General features: G+C 52.5%; 18 protein-coding genes. 9 read left to right on the top strand and 9 right to left on the bottom strand.

Translation table 11 applies throughout. The annotated features are described in order from the left end of the window. The first annotated feature begins 56 nt into the window (after positions 1-56). Complete coding sequence (locus ACS5NO_RS30500) at positions 57-1,793, top strand: ArnT family glycosyltransferase (protein WP_439418631.1); 1,737 nt, start codon at positions 57-59, stop codon at positions 1,791-1,793. A 59-nt stretch (positions 1,794-1,852) separates the two neighbouring features. On the opposite strand, the gene ACS5NO_RS30495 is transcribed toward ACS5NO_RS30500, so the two are convergent. Beyond that, on the bottom strand, positions 1,853-2,275 hold the full coding sequence (locus ACS5NO_RS30495; RefSeq protein ID WP_439418630.1) for a DUF1801 domain-containing protein: 423 nt from the start codon (positions 2,273-2,275) through the stop codon (positions 1,853-1,855). A 154-nt stretch (positions 2,276-2,429) separates the two neighbouring features. On the opposite strand from ACS5NO_RS30495, the gene ACS5NO_RS30490 reads away from it, so the two are divergent. Continuing rightward, on the top strand, positions 2,430-4,004 hold the full coding sequence (locus ACS5NO_RS30490; protein WP_439418629.1) for a M81 family metallopeptidase: 1,575 nt from the start codon (positions 2,430-2,432) through the stop codon (positions 4,002-4,004). A 275-nt stretch (positions 4,005-4,279) separates the two neighbouring features. Here ACS5NO_RS30490 and ACS5NO_RS30485 read toward each other — a convergent pair whose 3' ends face one another. The 3 genes from ACS5NO_RS30485 to ACS5NO_RS30475 form a co-directional block, all read right to left on the bottom strand. Then, positions 4,280-4,474, bottom strand: a complete 195-nt coding sequence (locus tag ACS5NO_RS30485; protein ID WP_439418628.1) for a hypothetical protein — start codon at positions 4,472-4,474, stop codon at positions 4,280-4,282. A 117-nt stretch (positions 4,475-4,591) separates the two neighbouring features. Continuing rightward, positions 4,592-5,161, bottom strand: coding sequence for a hypothetical protein (locus ACS5NO_RS30480; RefSeq protein ID WP_439418627.1), 570 nt, complete (start codon positions 5,159-5,161; stop codon positions 4,592-4,594). Between the two features lie 45 nt (positions 5,162-5,206). Next, positions 5,207-6,145, bottom strand: a complete 939-nt coding sequence (locus tag ACS5NO_RS30475; RefSeq protein WP_439418626.1) for a CPBP family intramembrane glutamic endopeptidase — start codon at positions 6,143-6,145, stop codon at positions 5,207-5,209. A gap of 182 nt (positions 6,146-6,327) precedes the next feature. Here ACS5NO_RS30475 and ACS5NO_RS30470 point away from each other — a divergent pair, with 182 nt between their 5' ends. After that, positions 6,328-7,089 carry an SDR family NAD(P)-dependent oxidoreductase gene (locus ACS5NO_RS30470; protein WP_439418625.1) on the top strand — a complete coding sequence of 254 codons (762 nt, stop codon included), beginning with the start codon at positions 6,328-6,330 and terminating at the stop codon, positions 7,087-7,089. Positions 7,090-7,097: 8 nt separating this feature from the next. Here the strand turns inward: ACS5NO_RS30470 and ACS5NO_RS30465 are convergent, their stop codons facing one another. Further along, a complete protein-coding gene (locus tag ACS5NO_RS30465; RefSeq protein ID WP_439418624.1) occupies positions 7,098-8,030 on the bottom strand; it encodes a polysaccharide deacetylase family protein in 933 nt (310 codons plus the stop codon). 28 nt (positions 8,031-8,058) lie between these two features. Here ACS5NO_RS30465 and ACS5NO_RS30460 point away from each other — a divergent pair, with 28 nt between their 5' ends. From ACS5NO_RS30460 to ACS5NO_RS30435, 6 genes are all read left to right on the top strand, one after another. Next, entirely contained in the window at positions 8,059-8,955 is an 897-nt protein-coding gene (locus tag ACS5NO_RS30460; protein WP_439418623.1) for an EamA family transporter, read from the top strand. Positions 8,956-8,959: 4 nt separating this feature from the next. Then, a complete protein-coding gene (locus tag ACS5NO_RS30455) occupies positions 8,960-10,180 on the top strand; it encodes an acyl-CoA dehydrogenase family protein (protein WP_439418622.1) in 1,221 nt (406 codons plus the stop codon). Next, complete coding sequence (locus tag ACS5NO_RS30450) at positions 10,173-11,243, top strand: phosphotransferase family protein (protein WP_439418621.1); 1,071 nt, start codon at positions 10,173-10,175, stop codon at positions 11,241-11,243. Before ACS5NO_RS30455 ends, ACS5NO_RS30450 begins: the two co-directional genes overlap by 8 nt. Before the next feature lie 3 nt (positions 11,244-11,246). Then, positions 11,247-12,221, top strand: a complete 975-nt coding sequence (locus ACS5NO_RS30445) for an NADPH:quinone oxidoreductase family protein (RefSeq protein ID WP_439418620.1) — start codon at positions 11,247-11,249, stop codon at positions 12,219-12,221. A gap of 76 nt (positions 12,222-12,297) precedes the next feature. Then, positions 12,298-13,437 (top strand): acyl-CoA dehydrogenase, encoded by a 1,140-nt coding sequence (locus ACS5NO_RS30440; RefSeq protein ID WP_500684152.1) that lies wholly within the window; start codon positions 12,298-12,300, stop codon positions 13,435-13,437. Positions 13,438-13,608: 171 nt separating this feature from the next. Next, the gene (locus ACS5NO_RS30435) at positions 13,609-14,535 is read left to right on the top strand and encodes an AraC family transcriptional regulator (protein ID WP_439418618.1); all 927 of its coding nucleotides are present in this window, start codon (positions 13,609-13,611) and stop codon (positions 14,533-14,535) included. Between the two features lie 86 nt (positions 14,536-14,621). On the opposite strand, the gene ACS5NO_RS30430 is transcribed toward ACS5NO_RS30435, so the two are convergent. The 4 genes from ACS5NO_RS30430 to ACS5NO_RS30415 all read right to left on the bottom strand — a co-directional run bounded on the left by ACS5NO_RS30430 (position 14,622) and on the right by ACS5NO_RS30415 (position 16,938). Continuing rightward, the gene (locus ACS5NO_RS30430) at positions 14,622-15,407 is read right to left on the bottom strand and encodes a phosphoglycerol geranylgeranyltransferase (RefSeq protein ID WP_439418617.1); all 786 of its coding nucleotides are present in this window, start codon (positions 15,405-15,407) and stop codon (positions 14,622-14,624) included. Further along, positions 15,370-15,828: a hypothetical protein gene (locus ACS5NO_RS30425; protein WP_114407521.1), complete on the bottom strand. Its 459-nt coding sequence runs from the start codon at positions 15,826-15,828 to the stop codon at positions 15,370-15,372. Before ACS5NO_RS30425 ends, ACS5NO_RS30430 begins: the two co-directional genes overlap by 38 nt. Positions 15,829-15,917: 89 nt before the next feature. Next, a complete protein-coding gene (locus tag ACS5NO_RS30420) occupies positions 15,918-16,343 on the bottom strand; it encodes a phage holin family protein (protein WP_138992924.1) in 426 nt (141 codons plus the stop codon). Between the two features lie 211 nt (positions 16,344-16,554). Then, positions 16,555-16,938 carry a TraR/DksA family transcriptional regulator gene (locus ACS5NO_RS30415; RefSeq protein ID WP_114407523.1) on the bottom strand — a complete coding sequence of 128 codons (384 nt, stop codon included), beginning with the start codon at positions 16,936-16,938 and terminating at the stop codon, positions 16,555-16,557. Positions 16,939-17,013: the final 75 nt, after the last annotated feature.

Below are 17,013 nucleotides of genomic sequence, written 5' to 3'. Positions count from 1 at the left end.
CAAGCGCGCGACGGAACGGCTAGTTTCTGTACTTTTGCGAAATCAATCCCAACGCTATGCCCCGAATTCCGTCCCGTTTTATTCCCGTATTGCTGGTTCTGGCCGGAGCGTTGTTCTATTTCCCGTTTCTGGGCCGCGTTCACCTCTTCGACTGGGATGAGATCAATTTTGCCGAGTCGGCGCGGGAAATGATCGTGACGGGCAACTACACCCGGGTTCAGATCAACTTTCAGCCGTTTTGGGAAAAACCGCCCCTGTTTTTCTGGCTGCAGGTGCTGGCCATGAAGGCATTCGGAATCAACGAGTTTGCCGCCCGGTTTCCCAATGCCGTCATGGGCATTGTCACGCTGCTGGTTCTGTATTTCGTGGGAAAAAAGAGTGTCGATGAGCGGTTTGGTCTGCTGTGGGCGCTGGCCTATTTCGGTTCCTTAACGCCCCATCTGTATTTCAAATCCGGTATTATCGACCCGACGTTTAACCTGTTTATCTTCCTAAGTGTCTGGTTCATCGCGCAGGCGGTTTCGGCATACGGCACGCCCAAAGCCACTCGGCTGGCGGCTTTTTCGGGGCTGTTCGTCGGGTTGGCGGTGTTGACCAAAGGCCCCGTAGGCGGTTTGCTGGTCGGCCTGACGTTTCTGGTCTACTGGGCCATTCAGCGGTTTCGTCCGATCCTCAGCTTTCTGAACGGTTTGTTGTTCTTTGGTTGCGGGCTGGCCGTGGCGTCGGTCTGGTTTGGTCTGGAACTGGTCAAGAACGGTTTCTGGTTTTTCGAAGAATTTTTCCGCTACCAGATCCGGCTGTTCTCCACGCCCGACGCGGGCCACCAACAACCGTTTTACTATCATTTTGTGGTGGTTTTGCTGGGCTGTTTTCCAATGTCACTGCTGGCGATTCGCGGTTTTTTTGCGGATTCTCGTTCGGATTTGCAATCCGCAGTTCCAATACCAGAATCCATTGCGGATTACAAATCCGCGACAGAAAACCGTTCAGACCGAAACACCGGACCGTTAAAATCTGAACGAGCGGTTTCATTTCGGCGCTGGATGATCATTCTGTTTTGGGTCGTGATGATTTTATTCTCCATCGTTAAAACCAAAATCGTCCACTATTCGTCGATGGCGTGGTTTCCGGTTTCCTACCTGGCCGCTACGGTTTTGTACCAATATCTGAATGGGGCTTTGAAATGGAACCGCTGGCTAACCATCGGTATTGCCGTCATTGGTGGCGTATTGGCCCTCCTGATTACGGCCTTGCCGCTGGTCGGAATGAATGCCGCCGAACTGATCCCGTACATCAAAGACCGGTTTGCGGCCGCCAACCTGACCGCCCCCGTCGAATGGCAGGGCTGGGAATGGATCATCGGAACGGTTTATGGGCTGATCATTTTGGGTTTGTTAGTACTCCGGCAAAAACGGCCCGTCGGCAGTGTGGTGACGTTGTTCCTAGCGACCCCGGTTTTATTGTGGTTTGTGTTACCGGCGATTGTTCCCAAAATTGAACGGTATACGCAGGGCGCGGTCATTGATTTTTACGAAGCCAAACAGGGACAGGATGTGTACATTGAACCCATCGGTTACAAAAGCTACGCCCACCTGTTTTATTTTCGGAAACAACCGCCGACCAACCCCAACAGCTACCGGGAGGACTGGCTGATCAACGGCTCGGTCGATAAACCGGCTTTTTTCGTCACCCGCAACATCAACATTGATCAGTACCGCTATCATCCGAATCTGGAAATTATTCGGGAGGAAGCCGGTTTTGTTTTCCTGCGGAGAAAACCGGCGTTTAAGTGACTGAAGGCTGTATTCCGTTTTACCAACGGGTCAGTTTATTACTGCGAAGCGAAAAACGATCAGGTGGTTTGATACCGATCTTTCAGGTATTCCACCGAATTCTGCACCATTTGGCCCAGGACACCCGTGTCAATGTCCTCCAGTTTTTGGATGTAAATACAGCCTTTCCCGGTTTTGTGCTTGCCAAACTGTTGTAACAATAGCTCTTTCTCATCGAAATCGGAAGCCATGTACAGGGTAATGGCATTGGCACGGGAAGCGAGCCCAATCAGCGGAGCGTCACCTTCATGTCCGCTCTCGTATTTGTAATGGTAACTGCCGAAGCCGACAATCCCCGCGCCCCACATTTTAGGTTCAAGCCCGGTTTGTGCGGTGAATAAGGCAACCAGTTCCGTGCAATCGCTGCGTCGCTTCTCATTCGCAATTGCATTCAGATAAGCGGATACGCTATGCTCGGTTTCCGTTGTTTTATTTTTTGCCATGATCGTCGGTTTATCGCAGTCAGCGACCTTCTAAAAATAGTTAAAACGGCTCATATCGTGCCAGAAAATTGAACGACAGGTTGAATTTATAGTAGCTAAAAGACAGATTCAGCCAGAAATTTTAAAGATGGGCGAAATGATTTAACTTGTAACTATGAAACAACTCTTCTTCGTGGCAGTTTGGCTTTTGGTGGCTCAGGCCACATTTGCCCAACCGACCAACAGCACTGGTGCGCCGAAGTTACCCCGCATCGCCATCGCCGGACTAGGCATCGAATCCAGCACCTTTTCCCCGGCCGTTACGCACGAAGAAGCTTTTCACGCCCGCTACGGTGGGGAGATCTACAACGCCTACCCGTTTATGATGCCGATTTCGCCCCTGCGCAAACAAGCGGTTTGGGTTCCCACCATCGTCGGAAAATCGCTGCCGGGCGGAGCCGTGACGCGGGAAGCCTACGAATCGCTGGTCAGCAAAACGCTGGATTCGCTCAAAAAATACGGCCCCTACGACGGGTTGTATTTTGATATTCACGGAGCCATGAGCGTCAAGGGGCTGGACGACCCGGAAGGCGATTTCATTACCCGAATCCGCCAAGTAATCGGCTATAAAACGCTCATTTCCACCTCCATGGATTTGCACGGCAACGTGTCGTGGCGGCTGGCCCAAAACACCGACCTGATGACTTGCTACCGGATGGCTCCGCACGAGGATGCCATGCAAACCAAAGAACGGGCCGTCGTCAACCTGTTGGAGCGCATCAAAAGCGGCAAGGGAAAACCGGCCTACAAAGCCTGGATTCCGATCCCGATTCTGTTGCCGGGCGAAAAAACGAGTACGCGTATCGAACCCGGCAAAAGTCTGTATCAACAGGTGGCTCCCCTGGCCGACCACCAGACTGGCATTGTCGATGCGGCCATCTGGATCGGTTACGCCTGGGCGGATGAACCCCGCAACCATGCCGTGGTGATGGCGGTCGGTGATGATAAAACCAAAGTCATTCAAACGGCCGAAAAACTGGCGCAGGCGTTCTGGAAGGTCCGGAACGAATTCGATTTCGTTGCCCCGACGGGCAAACTGGAAGACGTTCTGGCAAAAGCTTTAGTCAGCCAGAAGCATCCTTTTTTCATCAGCGATACCGGCGACAACCCGACGGCGGGTGGTGCCGGTGACGTCACCTGGACGCTTACACAGATTCTGGCGCGTCCGGAATTTCATCGGGCGGATGGCCCGTCCTTGATCTACGCTTCGATTCCCGATCCGGAACTGGTGAAAAAGGCGATGGCTGCGGGCATTGGTGGACAGGTGGAAGGCGTTGCGGGTGCGCGGGTCGATGCCCGGTTTGCTCCGCCGGTTCCGCTGAAGGGCACCGTCGAAGCCATTGTAAAGGGCGATATCAACGCAGAAGTTGAGGTGGTCGTGAAAGTAGGGAGCGTGCATGTCATTGTCACCCAAAAACGAAAACCGTATCACAAGGAAATCGACTTCACCCGCTTGGGCCTGAATCCCCGTAAATCGGACATTGTCGTCGTCAAAATCGGCTATCTTGAGCCGGAACTGTACGCCATGCAGGCCGACTGGATCATGGCGCTGACACCCGGGGGCGTTGATCAGGATTTGGCGCGATTACCGTACAAACGGATCAAACGACCGATGTTTCCCTTCGATGCCGCGATGAAAACCCCGGATCTGTCGGCGAAGCTGGTGCCGTTGTCGGGGGAAGGGAAGTAGTTGAAACTGAAGAAATTCAACACCCCCGGAAGCTTGTAAATAGTAAAAAGAACGCCAACTATGAGACGATGCGCATGCCTGACAGTTGTTTAAGTGCCAGCGGCACGTAATGTTAATAGCAAATCGGTATTTTAAGAACTCCAGGCGTGCCGGAGGTACGCAACTAAGCCTATATCGCGTACCTCCGGCACGCCTGGAGCTCTTGAAATACCGATTTGCTATTAACATCTGACCCCTCCGGGGTCAATAATCTCACAGTTTGCGTTAAAAAGAGACTATTTATCGGCAGAAAACTTCTGCTGAACACCTTTTACAAATTCGACCGGTACTCTCGCAATGTCGGCTATTTGTTCAAGACTGTAATCGAGTTTCTTTAAAAGGCTGGCAACCACCTTTTCTTCTCCTTTGTCAAAACCGATCAGATAAGCTGCGTCCCTTTCGATACTTACAAATTTGGCAATGCGATCCATAGCGAGGTCTCGGAGTGGTTGTCCTAAATTACACAACTGACTGAAATGCCTTTTTAATGCAAAATCCCCGACAGCCATTTCTTCAATCGTGTTGAAAAACTTTGCCTACCGTTTCATTCAAATCTCCTCAAAATAAGGATCCAGATGATCCAGATCACATTCCGACGTGATGGCTGCGACGGACGGACGGGCGATGGTCAGACGGGACGTTTGCTCTGGCTCACAACGGCCATTGGTCCCCACAGCACGAATCGCCAGGGCCACGCAATCACCCAGTTGCCAGCTTTCGCTCTCCAGAACCAGGCGCTTCGCGTCGCTCTGGTCGCACAAGGCAAGGTGCTTGGTCGGTCTCTTTTGGCCTTTGCCATGTTGGGCAACGAAAGCCGTTTGGAGCGGTTCAGCGAACTCGCAGGTAATCCGATACAAGCGGTTTCCGTGAAAGACCAGGAATAATGGCGCAATCAGAATACCTTGAACCTCAACAGAATCGGCTTTAAAAACGCGAATACTCGTGCAGGGCAAGGCGAGCGTTCCCTTGACAACCACCAGCTCCTGTTCCTGAAAACCGGCCTGCTGCAAAGCGTCAGGCGTCGTGATCCCAATTCGAAACGGCCCCAATCCGACCCCATTCGACTGGCTGTAGAGCGGATACGGGAGTAGAAACAGGAACAGAAGAAGAAATTTCATGGATCGCAATTTCGTGGAAATGGGCCAAATCGCAAGAAACCGGGCTTATTTCCCCAACCCCAACTGCAAAAAAGCCGTCAGTTCCATGAGCCAGGCCACGCCCAGGTGAATGATAATGCCGCCCCAGATGCTGCGGGTTTGGAGCGCAATAACGCCCAGAATGTAGCCGCCAAAAATGGAGCTGATCGTTTCGCCGGGCGGTTTTCCGAAGTGAATGAAAGCATAGGTGATAACCATTGGGAAAACCGTGCCCCGGCCCAGAATCCGCGCCATGCCGATCACCAGAAAACCGCGAAACATCAACTCCGTCGGCACAAAATCCCAGCCGTAGGCCAGTTCATACACCAAAGCTGTTACCCATTCCGGCACGTTGAAAAACTCGTTGGCGTTGGTGTCGCGGTAGGTTGGATACGACTCCAGAAAAGACGGCTGGAAAGACGCGTACGTAATCAGCGGCACCATGCACAGCAGCAGCACAAAATAGATTTGCAGTCCTTTCCATTTCGGCCGCATGCCGTAAAAACCGTTCGATTCTTTTTCGACAAACCAGTAAAAGAGTAGCAACGGCAGCAAAACCGTCAGCAGCGACTGCCAGTTGCGCAGACAATAGAACGCAAACTGGTAAATCTGACCGTCAAAAACCGCGTGACTCCAGTCATTGAATCCGTAAAAACCGGCGTACCAACTGTAGATCGCCAGACCCGCCAGACTATACACCCAAAAATCCCGCCGTCGCCAGATGTCCAGCCGCTGGTGAAAGCGTGTCCATAACCACATCCCGGAATAATAGGCAAAAGCATACAGCAGAAAATAGAACAGAATCCGGACGTTTTCGCCCCGATAAGCGTCGATGTAACTATCCTCAAAATCAAGGTAATAATTGATGCTGATGCAAACCGCCAGAAACACAGCGGCTGCGGCATATAAGTCGGCGCGAAAGTCGGCTTTCAGGTGTTCGCGGAGGTAGCGGATCAGGGTACGCATGGTGGTTCAAAGTTGGTGGAAAGCCGCCAGCAAAACAAAGCTGTTTTGGTGGTAAAGGCAGTATGTCCGGATGAATCGGAACTTATAGACATTGAATTGTCCCACAACGCTTTTTGACCAAAAAAGCCCGAAGGGCTGACTCATGGATAACCCCGGATGCAATCCGGGAATAGGATCGAACAATGGCCAACTTTTCGAATCAGGTTGCATTCATCACCGGAGCCGGTTCCGGCATCGGGCGGGCGACGGCCTTGGCGTTCGCACAGGCCGGGGCGCAGGTCATGGTGGCGGACATCGACGAAACCGGTGGACAACAAACCGTGGCGGAAATTACCGAATTCAAAGGCGCGGAAGCCCGGTTTATAGCCTGCAACGTGGCAAATCCGGAAGATGTCGAAGCGGCTGTTCGGCAAACCGTCGAACAGTTCGGGCGACTGGACATCGGCATCAACAACGCCGGAATCGGTGGTGCCTACGCCCGGCTGGCCGACCAGACCTTCGACGACTGGAACCGGATGCTGTCCGTCAACCTGAGTGGCGTTTTCTACTGCATGCAGTTTGAAATCCGGCAAATGCTGGTGCAGGGTGGCGGGAAAATCGTCAACCTCTCATCGATTGCGGGCGTTCGGGGCATGATCAAAGGCGGCCCCTACAGCGCGGCCAAACACGGTGTTCTGGGTCTGACCAAAACGGCGGCTCTGGAATACGCCCGGCAGCATATTCGCGTCAATGCGGTTTGCCCGGTTTATACGCATTCGGCAATGGTCGATGAACTCATCAGCCGGTCGCCCGAAATGGAGAAGCGGATGCGCCAGGTGATTCCCCTCGGTCGTTTCGGCCAACCGGAGGAAATTGCGCAGGCGATTTTGTGGCTCTGTTCGGACGAAAACGCGTTTTGTACCGGGCAGGCACTGCAGATGGATGGTGGATTGACGGCGGGTTGACGAATCCGCTACTTTTCTTCGGCCCATTTGGCCACCATCGCCGGGACCTCGGGTTCACCTTTGAAAAACGCGCCTTTTTTGCCCTGCGTCAGCGCCCAGCGGTGCATCCACGAAATACCGCCTTTGCCAATGTAACCATCTTTCGAGCGGTAGGCTTCGTCGTTCAGGGCTTCATCCATCGGAATAAAGGTGTAACCGCTTTTCGCAAGCCGTGTTAACAACTCGCCCATGTAAACCGCATTGATCGTATTGGCGTGCGTCAACAGCGTCTGCGGAATGGGTCGGCCAAAAAGCGAATCCGACTGCGCTTCGTAGTAGCGAACGTAGGCTGTCATGTAGTCCAGATACTGCCGACCGACCTCGGCGGCCGACGCGGTATCGCCTTTCAGCAGTGCGTTGTCGTAGGCGTGGGAAAACAGAAAATCATAATTATCGACCGTTACAGGGGCTTCACGGTATTTATGTTGCACGAGAAACTGCTCCAGGGAATCTTTTTTAGCGGGCGTTTCTCCTTTGCGAAGGAACGGATGCCGGAAAAACCGGAACGGTTTTCCGCGTTGTTCCACCAGGGGTTTGACTATTTTCTCCCCGCCCATTACTTCGTCCAGGTAGTCCGGGATCGTAATAACCGTATAGTCTTTGTGCGAAAACGTATGATTTCCCAGTTCCAGCCCGGCATCGAGCCACAATTTTAGTACATTGACCTGATTTGGATCGGGAGCGCCATCACGGTATAACCACTGCGAAACCACAAATCCGATAGCCGGAACGCGGTGCGTCTGAAAATGCCGGACCAGTTTTTGATTCATGATCAGCCGACCTTCGGGGGTTCGGTAGTAACTGGTAACACCCGGCAGATCATCGACGGTGATCACGATCTTTTTCTGCGCCCAGAGTTGGGAAGTCAGTAACCAAAAACCGATAAAAAGCAGGAAGCGCATCCTGAAAGCCTGATTTGTAGACCCGATTATGATGTTGTTATTTGCCCTAACCCTAACCACCGTTGCCATTCTTGTTCGCATTGTATCGAGCCCTTTATCGAATGTTTTCCAGAAACAACTTACCCAACGCGCTGCCGAGCCCCTGTTTGTCTCCTCCGCAACCTATGGCTTTTTATGCATATTAACAATCCCGTTCTGGTCTGACCTGGCCCTGGCCAATCTGCCCCCGGCATTCTGGTGGGATGTGCTCGTTTTCAACCTGATCGGCGTCCTGGGAAATGTCCTCCTGATCAAAGCCATCCGAACCGGCGAATTGTCCGTTCTCGGCCCGGTCAATGCCTACAAATCCGTCGTCAGCCTGGTGCTGGGCATTCTGTTACTCAACGAAATACCCAGTTGGATGGGTGTGGTGGGCGTCCTGCTGATTGTGGCCGGGAGTTACGTGGTTTTGGGTTCCGGCCAGCGCGGGCGCGGTTTCTCGCTGGACATTCTGAAAAAACCGGAAATTCAGTTTCGTCTGATCGCGCTGGTTTGCTCGGCCATCGAAGCGATTTTCATCAAACGCGCCATGCTCTTGTCCACGCTCATGACCACCTTTGTGCTCTGGTGCGTGCTGGGTTTTCTGTTCTCCTTCAGTTGGGTATTGCTGACGCTGCGCAGTCGCTGGAACGAACAGATCCGGGTCTTTTCTGCCCACAAAGGGACCTATGCCGCGCTGTTTGTAGCAACGGGATTGATGCAGTTTTCGACCAATACGGCCTTTGGCGGTATGCAGGTGGGCTATGTACTCGCCTTGTTCCAAACCTCGGCCCTGCTCAACGTCCTGTTCGGCTATCAGTTTTTTAAAGAGCAGAACATTGTTCAAAAACTCATCGGCGCGGTTATTATGGTAACCGGCGCGGTTTTGATTGTCGTTTTTAACTAAAAGCATGGAAGATCTTTTCGCCACCGACCGAACCCGCGACCTCGTGCCCCGCATTCGGGCCTTTATTGAAACCGAAATCATCCCGCTCGAAACCGCCGGGCACCTGACCGGGCCTTTTTCCAAAGTCGCTACGGTTCTGGATCAAAAACGGGATCTGGTCAAAAAAGCCGGTTTGTGGGGCTTGCAACACGGTGTGGACGAAGGAGGTTTGGGCCTGACGTTGTGTGAATTCGGGCAAGTTAGCGAGGTACTAGCCACCAGTCCGTTCGGGCATTATACCTTCAATTGCCAGGCTCCGGACATTGGGAACATGGAACTGCTGCACAAACACGCGTCCGATGAACTGAAACAGCGGTTTCTGAAACCGCTCCGGGAAGGCCGGATTCGTTCCTGTTTTTCGATGACCGAACCGGAATTTGCCGGCTCCAACCCCACGCAACTCGGAACAACCGCTATCCTGGACGGCAACGCGTATGTCATCAACGGTCACAAATGGTTTACGTCCTCCGCCGACGGCGCGGCTTTTGCCATCGTCATGGCCGTCACAACGCCCGATGCCGCGCCCCACCGCCGGGCCAGTATGATTCTGGTGCCCACCGACGCACCCGGTTTTCGGCTCGTCCGCAACATTTCCATCATGGGTGATTCGGGCGACCACTGGGGCAGTCATTCGGAAGTGGTTTACGAAAACGTGCGGGTACCGGTCGAAAACCGCATCGGGGGCGAAGGACTGGGCTTTGTGCTGGCGCAGGAACGGCTGGGGCCGGGCCGGATTCACCACTGCATGCGCTGGATCGGCATCAGTGAACGCTGTTTCGATCTGATGTGCCGCCGGGCCGCCACGCGCGAAATCGAACCGGGCGTTCGGTTGGGCGAAAAGCAGTTTATTCAGGGATTCATTGCCGAAAGCCGCGCCGAAATCGATGCCGCCCGGCTGATGGTGTTACGAACGGCCCACAACATCGACCGTTTCGGAGCCGCCAGCGTGCGCAATGAGATTTCGGCCATCAAATTTTTTGTCGCCAATACCATGCTGAAAGTGGTCGACCGAGCCATTCAGACGTTTGGTGCCATGGGCATTACAGATGACCTTCTGCTGGCGTGGTATTACCGGCACGAACGCGGGGCGCGGATTTACGACGGCGCCGACGAAGTGCATAAATCGGCCCTGGCGCGGAGCATTTTGAAAGAGTACGGTTTAGACACGAAAAAGAAAAATGGCTGAGCTGAAACCCGATTCTGCTACAACGATACGGCCCGGTGAAGAACTCGATCTGGCCGCGTTGACGGCTTATTTAAACGATACGGTTCCCGGTTTCGGAACCATTACGGCTTGCGAGCAATTCCCCGGCGGGTATTCCAACCTGACGTATCTGCTCAAAACCGACCCGCAGGCGTATGTCCTCCGTCGACCGCCATTTGGCGCAACGATCAAAGGCGGTCACGATATGGGTCGGGAGTTTCGGGTTTTGTCGTTACTCCAGTCGGCGGGTTACCCGAAAATTCCGGAACCGGTGGTATTCTGCGACGCTGAAGCGGTTTTGGGTTGCCCGTTTTACGTCATGAAGCGGGTTTCCGGCATCATTCTGCGGGCACATACCGCGCCGAAACTGAATCTTCCAGCCGAAACATGGCGTCGCGCGTCCGAATCACTGGTCGACAACTTGGTTCAATTGCACGCACTCGATATTCAGAAAACCGGTCTGATTCAGTTGGGAAAACCGGAAGGTTACGTTCGTCGGCAGGTGGAAGGCTGGCACCGTCGCTACGTAAATTCCCAAACCGATGATTTGCCCGACATGGACGCTTTGGCCCGTTGGCTGATGGCTCATCTGCCGCCCGAAAATCCGCCGACCTTACTGCATAACGACTACAAATACGACAACGTCGTTCTGAATCCGGATGACCTGACCGACCTTCGGGCGGTTTTGGATTGGGAAATGTGTACCGTGGGCGACCCGCTCATGGATGTCGGAACCGCCCTCTCCTATTGGGCAGAAAGCAACGACGGCCCGTTTGAGAAGTCGTTTAATCTGACGTGGTTGCCCGGCAATCTGACCCGTCAGGAATTCGCCGATCGCTATGCCGCAGGCAGTGGCCGCGACTTGTCAGGCATTCTGTACTACTATATCTTTGGGTTATTCAAAAACTCGGTGGTGATGCAGCAAATTTACACCCGCTACCAAAAGGGTTTGACCCAAGACCACCGGTTTGCGGGCTTGCTGGCGGGCGTTCAGGCGCTGGCCCGAAAAGGCATACAATCCATTGAACACCAAAAAATGATGTAACCCATGAAAGCCGTCCTCTGCCATCAGTATGGCCCGCCCGAAACCCTGACCGTGGAAGAAACCGCTTCGCCGAAAGCAGCCCCGGGCAAGCTGGTGATTCAGGTGAAAGCCTGCGGGGTGAATTTTCCCGACACGCTGATGATTCAGGGGAAATACCAGTTCAAACCGCCGTTTCCGTTCTCGCCCGGTGGTGAGGTGGCCGGTGTGGTCAAAGAAGTGGGCGAAGGCATCCCGCACCTGAAACCGGGTGATAACGTCTTTGCCCTCACCGGCTGGGGCGGTTTTGCCGAAGAGGTGCTGGCCGACGGTTTCAAGACTTTTCCAATTCCGCCGGGCATGGATTTTGTCACCGCAGCCTCGCTCATGTACACCTACGGCACGTCATACCACGCGTTGAAAGACCGCGCCCATCTGCAACCCGGCGAAACCCTGCTGGTGTTGGGTGCCGCCGGGGGCGTTGGCCTGGCCGCCGTTGAACTGGGCCGGATTATGGGCGCGAAAGTCATTGCAGCCGCTTCGACCGACGAAAAGCTGGAACTCTGCCGACAAACCGGAGCTAGTGATACGATTAATTACAGCCGCGAAGACCTGCGCGAACGACTGAAGGAAATGACCGGCGGGCAGGGTGTCGATGTGGTGTACGATCCCGTTGGTGGTAGCCTCACCGAAGCGGCTTTGCGCTCCGTCAGTTGGCGCGGGCGGTATTTGGTCGTAGGCTTTGCGGCTGGTCAGATTCCGGCGATTCCGCTCAATTTGCCCCTGCTAAAAGGCTGTTCGGTCGTTGGCGTGTTCTGGGGCGCGTTTGCCGAAAAACAACCGAAAGACAATTTTAAAAATGTTCGGGAGTTATTGACGTTTTATGAAAGGGGGCAGATGAAACCGCACATTCAGGCGGAATATCCACTTGAGAAAGTTGCGCAGGCCCTCACTGAAATGATGAACCGACAGGTGATGGGAAAATTAGTCATTATGCCCTGAGCCGCTATTTTTGCGTATTCTATTCCCAATTTAACCACTTCACAACATGCCATCCTCCACACTCGACCTATCCGGACTGAATTTTAACCTGACTGAAGAACACCTGGCCGTGCAGGAAGCCGCGCGGGATTTTGCGCAAACCGAACTGCTGCCCGGCGTCATCGAGCGCGATACGTCCGCCAAATTCCCCACCGAGCAGGTTCGGCGCATGGGCGAGCTGGGATTTCTGGGCATGATGGTGTCGCCAGACTACGGCGGTGGCGGGATGGATACGGTTTCGTACGTGATCGCAATGGAAGAAATTTCCAAAGTCGATGCCTCGTGTTCCGTCGTCATGTCGGTCAATAATTCGCTGGTTTGCTGGGGTCTGGAAGCCTTCGGAACGGAAGATCAAAAACAGAAATACCTGACGAGACTGGCTACGGGCGAAATTATTGGGGCCTTTTGCCTTTCGGAACCGGAAGCGGGGTCGGATGCAACGTCGCAACACACCACGGCGATCGACCACGGTGATCATTATGTTTTGAACGGTACAAAAAACTGGATTACGAACGGTGGCTCATCGGAAGTTTGCCTCGTGATGGCACAAACTGATGTAGAAAAAAAACACCGGGGTATTAACTGCCTGATTGTCGAAAAAGGGCTGGACGGTTTCGTCGTCGGGAAAAAAGAAGACAAAATGGGCATCCGGGCGTCGGACACGCACTCGCTCATGTTTACGGATGTACACGTGCCGAAAGAAAACCGGATTGGCGACGACGGTTTTGGTTTCAAATTTGCCATGTCAACCCTGAACGGCGGCCGCATCGGCATTGCCGCCCAGGCCCTCGGCATTGCGTCCGGTGCCTACGAGCTGGCGTTGGCGTATGCGCAGGAACGGCAGTCGTTTGGAAAGAAAATCTTTGATCATCAGGCCATTCAGTTTAAACTCGCCGAAATGGCGACGAAAATTGAAGCCGCCCGCTTGCTGGTTTACAAAGCCGCCCGCCTGAAGGACGAACACAAGGATTATGTGCAGGCAGCCGCTATGGCCAAACTGTTTGCGTCGGATGTTGCGATGTGGGCCACCACCGAAGCCGTTCAGATTCATGGCGGCTATGGCTACGTAAAAGAGTATCACGTAGAGCGGTTGATGCGCGATGCCAAGATCACCCAGATTTATGAAGGTACGTCCGAAATCCAAAAATTAGTGATCGCCCGGGAGCTGCTTAAATAGAACTTTTTTACCGCTAGCACAATTTTTTCAAAAAACACGCGCGATACTTTATTGGTATCGCGCTATTTTTTTTATCTTTTCGCAAGAACGAATGTTGTATTAGATTTGTACAATTTATTAGTTTTGTGCAACTTTGCAATTATTATCATGTAGATACATCACTTTCCCCATATGGAAGACTATAATAAGATTATCGAATCGCTGGGTGTGAAGTTCATCAAGGCCAGAAACATCCGCATTTTACAGCCCATAACCATCAAAAACTATTACGATGTCGAAAATACGTTGACCGTTCTGTATAACGGCGAGGTATCGTTCGGCGAAGAAAAAGTGAAGGTGGAAACCGGCGACATGCTGTTTATTCCGGGCGGTAAGCACATTACCGTCACGTACGGCGACGCTTCTCACCCAAAAACCGTCTCCAACGAAGAATTCATGATTCATCGGGAGCTGTATTTTGAAGCCAACCGCGATCCGCAGAAAATCGCCAACATGCCGAACTCGTTCGGTTACGTGTCGTTCGAAGCCAAGGTATTCGACTCGGTGAACTTCTTCAACTCGCTGGATGTGCCGCCGTTTATCATCAAACGGGAAGATGCGCTGGTTCAGACCATCAACCAGATTCTGGCTGAAGAAATGCTGGATACGGCGGGTAAAGGCAGGATCATCAAGATCAAGACCGAAGAAATTGTTATCGAAGTCATTCGGTACATTCTGAAAAACCGCCTGTTCGTCGAGCAGTTGGTGACCAACAGCACGTATTTCAAAGATCCGCGCCTGATCGACATCTTCGCCTACATCAAAGACAATTTGGGCGGTGATTTGTCGAACAAGGTGCTGGCCAACGTCGCCAACGTGTCGGAAGATTACGTTGGGCAGTATTTTAAAATGCTGACTGGGATCAATCCGCAGGATTACATCGAATACCAACGGATGGAAGCCGCCGTCGGGCTGCTCCGGACGTCGAAGAAAAGCATCCGGGCCATCGGCGCCGAAGTGGGTTACAAAGACACGGCTTATTTCTGCCGCCGGTTCAAGATGATGTTCGGGATTCCGGCCGGGAAGATGCGCCGTCGGGAGTCGCTGATGAATGTGTAACGAATAGACGAAATACTAAAAAGCGGGGCGCAAAGACTGAAGGAGTTAATTCCTTCCGGTCTTTGCGCCCCGCTTTTTAGTATTTGTTAGGCCAACTGCCGGTTTACATCCTGAACCGCGGCTGCGATTTCCGGCAACAGTTCCGGATTTTTCTCAATGCCATTGCCTACCACAATGACGTCCGCACCGGCTTGCAGAGCCGCCTGGGCCCGTTCTACGGAGTTGATACCTCCCCCGACAATAATGGGCGTATCGACACAACTGCGTACGGCAGCAATCATTTCTGGCGAAACCGGGCGACGGGCGCCACTGCCCGCGTCCATGTAAATCAACTTCAGGCCGAGCATTTCGCCCGCCATCGCCGTACAGGCCGCAACGCCGGGTTTGTCGTAGGGCAAAGGCGTGGTGTTGCTGATGTATGACACCGTGGTTTGCACCCCGCTATCGACCAGCATGTAGCCCGTGGGCAGGATTTCCAAACCGCTTCTTTTTAAAAGAGGAGCCGCAATGACGTGCTGGCCGATCAAAAACTCCGGATTTCGGCCCGAGATCAGCGAAAGCAGCAAAATGGCATCGGCGCTGGGTTCAATATGAAGGCTATTGCCGGGGAAGAGAATCGCCGGAATAGGGGTATACGTACGAATGGTTTCAATGACTTCGCGCAGAATGAAGTTGGTAATCAGACTACCACCCACAAAAAAGAAGTCAACCCGGTTTTCAACACTCCGAATCAGCAGGTCCTTAAACGAATCTTGCTCGATCTTATCCGGGTCGAGCAAGACAGCAAATGACTTTTGCCCTGTTTCCTTGCGGCTGTACAGGGTGTTTAATACGTTACGGGTACTGGCCTGGTTCTGGTTGTGTGGTTGCATTATTCTGACGTAAACGCGAAATAAAATCAGTAACCTGCTGCCGGGCGAGATTCGTCAGAATAGACGTTACGATCCCGGTAATAGCACCACCGATTGCCGATCGGGCAGGAGCTTCCTCTGCGGCTTTAGCGGCCCGTCGCACATGCGCCCGGGTGCTGCCACCGGCATAGTCATCGGCCTCCTCGTAGTCGTCGTCATCGTATTCCAGATCCGGTTTATCAGACTTTGGCAACACAATGCTGGCAACCACATAGACGGCCAGACAAACTCCAGCCACCAACGCCACGGTTTTGCCGACTTCTGCGGCATCCTCTTTTAGTGCCTTGACGTTGGACTCAATCGAACTTTTATACTGCTCGGTGGCTTCCATCAACTCAGCCCGACGGGCCGAGGTATCTGAAAAGGGCACATTCGTATCCATAAAAAAGAGCGTTCTAAAATTAGTAAAAAAATGGATTGACTTATGATAAAGCTCACTACTTAGTTAGTATTCGAGGGCAAATAAACGTTTTATTCCTTTATCGGGCCGCTCTCGTTGAGCGATTCCCGCGTTTGATCCATCAAATCCTGGATGGTTTCGGCCCGTTCCTCGGCTTTTTTCTCCTGGGCATTTTTAAGCATATTGTAGGTCATCTTCCGCAGCATCCCCTCTACCGGTCCCTTGGCAAAGGCCCAGATCAGCGTCAGCAGCAGAAAAAAACCGGCCACAATTAGAAATCCCTGATAGCGACTATCCAGTACTTCATTGAGATAAGCCGCTAAGAGGGAGAATAGAAAGATGGTCGTGATAGTCGCTAAAAACCCCAGTACAATTCCGTGTACCGCTTTCAGGGCAATGTTTTCAACCTGATTGCGCGTTTCCAGTTTGAATAACTCAATCCGCGCTTCTAGGTATTTAAAGATGCCTTCCCTGATTTCTTCTAATTTCTCTAACATGGCGGTTTGGTAGTAATGACTGCTCTAGTAGTTACCAATTATAGCCTATTTTGTTTGGAATTTTTTTTAGCAGAACCGGTTTTTTAGGCAGTGTCTGTTTGTTGGACGAAAAAATACGAAATAGTCATCATGAGTGTACAAAAAAAATCCCGCTTCATTCGTGAAGCGGGTGATGTATGAGGAATTCTGTCCTGACGTAGGTTGAGCAGAACTACGTCCGTTTCAGTTTTGCTTCGATCGTCTGTTGGGTATGTGGAACGGCGCGCAACCGTTCTTTCGGAATCAGCCGGCCGGTATCGATGCAAATGCCATAGGTTCCGTTTTTGATCCGCACCAAAGCTGATTCCAGTTGCTGAATAAATTTCTGCTGACGGGCCGCCAGTTGGCTCAGGTTTTCGCGCTCACTGGTGTCGGCACCATCTTCCAGTAATTTGGATGTACCTGATGTATTATCCGTTCCACTGTCGTTGCGTTTACTAAGCGTTTCCTTGATGTAATTCAGCTCGTTTCGGGATGCTTCTAACTTCTGGCTAATCAGCACCTCAAACTCTTTTAGCTCCTCCTCCGAGTACCTTTTCTTGTCTTCCTGAACCATAGTACTGATCAGCTAGTTAAGTGGGTGAAAATTTTTCCGTCGATGAAATAACAAAATTACAACTCTATTGATTCT

It is taken from the genome of Larkinella fluvii, from assembly GCF_051857545.1.
In the GTDB taxonomy this organism is placed as follows: Bacteria; Bacteroidota; Bacteroidia; order Cytophagales; family Spirosomataceae; genus Larkinella.
Note: the sequence above shows the minus strand (reverse complement) of the source record. Positions and strands in the feature narration are given on the sequence as shown.

Excerpts from the sequence above, each read along its gene's own strand:
- ACS5NO_RS30455 (WP_439418622.1), top strand. The coding sequence starts at position 8,960 with ATGGAAGATCTTTTCGCCACCGACCGAACCCGCGACCTCGTGCCCCGC.
- ACS5NO_RS30490 (WP_439418629.1), top strand. The coding sequence starts at position 2,430 with ATGAAACAACTCTTCTTCGTGGCAGTTTGGCTTTTGGTGGCTCAGGCC.
- ACS5NO_RS30475 (WP_439418626.1), bottom strand. The coding sequence starts at position 6,145 with ATGCGTACCCTGATCCGCTACCTCCGCGAACACCTGAAAGCCGACTTT.
- ACS5NO_RS30430 (WP_439418617.1), bottom strand. The coding sequence starts at position 15,407 with ATGCAACCACACAACCAGAACCAGGCCAGTACCCGTAACGTATTAAAC.
- ACS5NO_RS30480 (WP_439418627.1), bottom strand. The coding sequence starts at position 5,161 with ATGAAATTTCTTCTTCTGTTCCTGTTTCTACTCCCGTATCCGCTCTAC.
- ACS5NO_RS30420 (WP_138992924.1), bottom strand. The coding sequence starts at position 16,343 with ATGTTAGAGAAATTAGAAGAAATCAGGGAAGGCATCTTTAAATACCTA.
- ACS5NO_RS30460 (WP_439418623.1), top strand. The coding sequence starts at position 8,059 with ATGATGTTGTTATTTGCCCTAACCCTAACCACCGTTGCCATTCTTGTT.
- ACS5NO_RS30450 (WP_439418621.1), top strand. The coding sequence starts at position 10,173 with ATGGCTGAGCTGAAACCCGATTCTGCTACAACGATACGGCCCGGTGAA.
- ACS5NO_RS30495 (WP_439418630.1), bottom strand. The coding sequence starts at position 2,275 with ATGGCAAAAAATAAAACAACGGAAACCGAGCATAGCGTATCCGCTTAT.
- ACS5NO_RS30425 (WP_114407521.1), bottom strand. The coding sequence starts at position 15,828 with ATGGATACGAATGTGCCCTTTTCAGATACCTCGGCCCGTCGGGCTGAG.
- ACS5NO_RS30485 (WP_439418628.1), bottom strand. The coding sequence starts at position 4,474 with ATGGATCGCATTGCCAAATTTGTAAGTATCGAAAGGGACGCAGCTTAT.
- ACS5NO_RS30470 (WP_439418625.1), top strand. The coding sequence starts at position 6,328 with ATGGCCAACTTTTCGAATCAGGTTGCATTCATCACCGGAGCCGGTTCC.
- ACS5NO_RS30435 (WP_439418618.1), top strand. The coding sequence starts at position 13,609 with ATGGAAGACTATAATAAGATTATCGAATCGCTGGGTGTGAAGTTCATC.
- ACS5NO_RS30465 (WP_439418624.1), bottom strand. The coding sequence starts at position 8,030 with ATGCGCTTCCTGCTTTTTATCGGTTTTTGGTTACTGACTTCCCAACTC.
- ACS5NO_RS30415 (WP_114407523.1), bottom strand. The coding sequence starts at position 16,938 with ATGGTTCAGGAAGACAAGAAAAGGTACTCGGAGGAGGAGCTAAAAGAG.
- ACS5NO_RS30500 (WP_439418631.1), top strand. The coding sequence starts at position 57 with ATGCCCCGAATTCCGTCCCGTTTTATTCCCGTATTGCTGGTTCTGGCC.
- ACS5NO_RS30445 (WP_439418620.1), top strand. The coding sequence starts at position 11,247 with ATGAAAGCCGTCCTCTGCCATCAGTATGGCCCGCCCGAAACCCTGACC.